This window comes from Mesorhizobium sp. M7A.F.Ca.AU.002.02.1.1 (assembly GCF_003998535.1).
Taxonomy (GTDB): domain Bacteria; phylum Pseudomonadota; class Alphaproteobacteria; order Rhizobiales; family Rhizobiaceae; genus Mesorhizobium; species Mesorhizobium ciceri.
On sequence record NZ_RZPB01000363.1, the window covers coordinates 2,913 to 6,071 of the forward strand.

Here is a 3,159-nt window from a genome sequence, read left to right on the forward strand (position 1 = left end):
CCGGGGCCGCCCGCCTTCCCACCGCCGTTCGCCACGATCGTCACATTGGCCGTCGCCGACAGCGTCTCAACGTCGATGCCGATCCTGCCGGCAGCCAGCGCCGTCACCGCGCCCGTCGTGACGCCGATGTTGCCGCCCGTCGCCGTGTCGCGCACCACGATGCCGCCGCCACTCGTCGAGCTGCTGGCGCCGGATATATCGACCGTGACCGTGCCCGGGCCATAGTTCTGAATATTCACCGCATCGTCGCTGCCGCCGACGAAGCCGCCCGCGCCCGTCACCGAGAGATTACCCGTGCCGCCGCCGCCACCAATCAAGGTCAGGCCGGAACGCGCGCCCATCACCGTGCCGGCGACCTGCACGTCCACCGCGCCACCACCGTTCGCGACGATGCCGTCAAAGGATGTGCCGGTCACCGCACCATTGGCGATCACGCTGATCATGCCCGTGCCGGAGTTACCTGCGAGGATGCCTGCAGTGCCCGAGACGTTGCCGTTGGTCGTCACATCGATTGTGCCTGTGCCTGTGCCGGTCCCTATTGCATAGACCGCCTGACCGCCCGTCGAGGTCACCGCACCCGTTGTTATCGAGACATCGCCCCGGCCCTGAGCGAAGACGCCAAGGCCCGACGCCATTGTCGCGGTGACCGGTCCCATCGCCTTCACCGTCGTCGAGCCGTTGCCCAAGTTCTGCGCGATAATGCCGTTGCCTGCGTCGATGGCGCCGTTCGCCGTGATATCGATGTTGCCAGTTCCTGTGGAGGAAACTCGACCCAAGATACCGGTATTGCCCGCCGTCACATCGCCGTTCGCCACGGTCGTGAGATTGCCTGCCGTCGAAGACGACTGGACGTCGATACCGAACATGCCAGCAGCCAGCGCCGTCACCGCGCCCGTGGTGACATCGATGGAGCCACTCGCCGCCGTGTTACGCACCACAATGCCTGAGCCGGCAGCCGCCGTGATATCGCCGGTGGCATCGACATCGATCGAGCCCAGGCCATTCTGCTTTATTGCGAAGGCATCGCCACTGCCGTTATTGGTGATCGCGCCGCTGCCTGTGTACGTGATCAGGTTGGAGGCGGCATCGATATTGAGTGCCGCGGTCCCGCCGGCTGTTGGCGTGTTGCCCGCATCGACACTGATCGTGCCGTTGTTGACGACCATGACGGCGCCATTGCCGGTATTCTCGATCGCGAGGCCAAATCCGCTGACCGTCGCCCCGGCATCGATCGCGAGGTGGGCCGTAAACGGTGAAGAAAATGAATAGCCCCGGTCGTTGGGAGGAGCAGCCGGATTGACGGCATTGACCGTGGAGGTGGTGCCGCACTGCACATCAGTTCCCAGAGTGACCGTACATGCCGCCTGCGCCTGCGGGGAAAAGAAAACAGCCGAGCCGGCGAAACCGGCCATGCCGATTGCGAAACGCAGTGCCGAGCGACTGGCCTGCGAGAGGAGTTGCGCGCGCAAGGAAACGAGTGGGTAGGCTTTGTCTGCCGAAAAACCGTAGAGTCTCATGATAGGCCCGCCCCATCGTCCAATAAATGCAATCTGCCGTCATCAGAACAGCCCAAGCAAAGCAATGCTTCGAGCAAATCAGTGCTTCAGATTCGCAATAACGGATGATGGGTGGGCGATATATATATCAAATGCCATAGACCGGCCAAAGAGTGGCGCACTGTCGCTGGCTCGCCACAGTCGCAACGCCCTGCACTCGAAGAACCTTAATGTGCTATTGCAGCTTGTTAGGGCAGAAGACGAAATGCATTCAGCAGCGCAATGAGCTGACTCTGCCTCTGCGTATCTGTCTTGCGAAAAATCTTGTCCAGATGAACGCGTGCGGTGCCGTAGGCCATGTTTTCCCTGATCGCTATTTCCTTCAAGGACAATCCGCTTGCGAGCGCGAGCGCGACGGAAGCTTCTTTCCCTGTCAGCCCAAAGGTTTTTCGCAGTTGATCGGCTAAGCTCGTCGACAGGGCCAAACGTGATTCGCGCGCCAGCACCACCGCGCAAGGTCCAGCCGACAGGCCGAACATCTCGCCGTCGGGCAACAATCCAATCGACAATACCAGTTGGTCGCCGCGCTCCGACCGCAAGATCAAATCGGCAGCCGAAATGGGAAACTCGCTCTCGTCCACCCGGCAGACTCGTGCGACCGCACGTTGCAGCATTTGGGTTTGCGTGGAATCGGAGGTGGCCAGATGGCCACCGTTCGCCGTCAGCAGAGTGATCGGCTGTACCAAAAGTCTTTGCGCGGCGTCATTCATGTCAAGGATGCGCAGGCGCGGATCGACGATAAAGCCGGCGAAGGGCAGGTGGCCGAGCAGCGATCGGAGCACAGGTCGCGCCTCGAAATGTCGGCCCAAACCCGCAGCGCGCTGCAGATGAGGCGTGATCAGGGCGAGCATCGCACGATCATCGGCGTCGAACGCCGGCTGCCCTCGGCCTCGCTGCACGTCGAAAAACCAGTAGTTCTTTTCCGACGCGCGCAGATTGCAGAACATGCCGTCATACATGTCCTGCGGCATCATCCATTCGTTCCAGACGGAGGTGCGTTCAATACGGTGCCGCCCAATCAACTGGGTGTCGCTAAAAACCCGGCCAAGCGGCGCGGCCACACGCGGCGCAAAGAGTTCGTTGGTCGCGAAATGGTCAAGGAAAATCCTGTCCCAATAGGGGTCGCGGCTCGGTGAGACGCAAAAGCTATCCTCGACATTGGCCCAGTCGATGCCCGAGAAACAGGCTCTGGAGCCATGAAACATGGCTTGCAACTGAAGGACCACGTCAAGCCAAATCGATTGATCGTAGGCGGCCTCATATATGCGACCGATCACTACCGACAGGCGCTCGTGAGAGATCGAATATCCCATAAGCCTTGCGAAATATACAACCAGAATGAAGTGTTAGCATACCTCTGATTGCGGTCGATGCAAGGGATAGAACGTCGAATGAGCAGGGGGGTTACCAGTGCTGACGCCCAAGGTCAGGAGAAAGCAGACATGATGTTTGACGCTTCACCCTTACGTCCACGGAGGCGGAAATCGGCGTACTCAGTTCTGTATGCTCTGTATGCCCTTCTCGATCGAATGGCGGAGGAAGTGGGATTCGAACCCACGGTGAGCTTGCACCCACGCCGGTTTTCAAGACCGGTGCCTTAAAC

1 protein-coding gene and 1 pseudogene are annotated in these 3,159 nt (G+C 60.3%); both read right to left on the minus strand.

Annotation, left to right across the window (positions count from 1 at the left end; translation table 11 throughout):
* Window positions 1–1,517, minus strand: a pseudogene (locus EN879_RS39080) (autotransporter outer membrane beta-barrel domain-containing protein); the annotation flags it as partial.
* A 227-nt stretch (window positions 1,518–1,744) separates the two neighbouring features.
* On the minus strand, window positions 1,745–2,869 hold the full coding sequence (locus EN879_RS21060; protein ID WP_063168011.1) for a helix-turn-helix transcriptional regulator: 1,125 nt from the start codon (window positions 2,867–2,869) through the stop codon (window positions 1,745–1,747).
* Between the last annotated feature and the right edge of the window lie 290 nt (window positions 2,870–3,159).

Coding starts and splice junctions, on each gene's coding strand:
- EN879_RS21060 (WP_063168011.1), bottom strand. CDS start 2,869: ATGGGATATTCGATCTCTCACGAGCGCCTGTCGGTAGTGATCGGTCGC.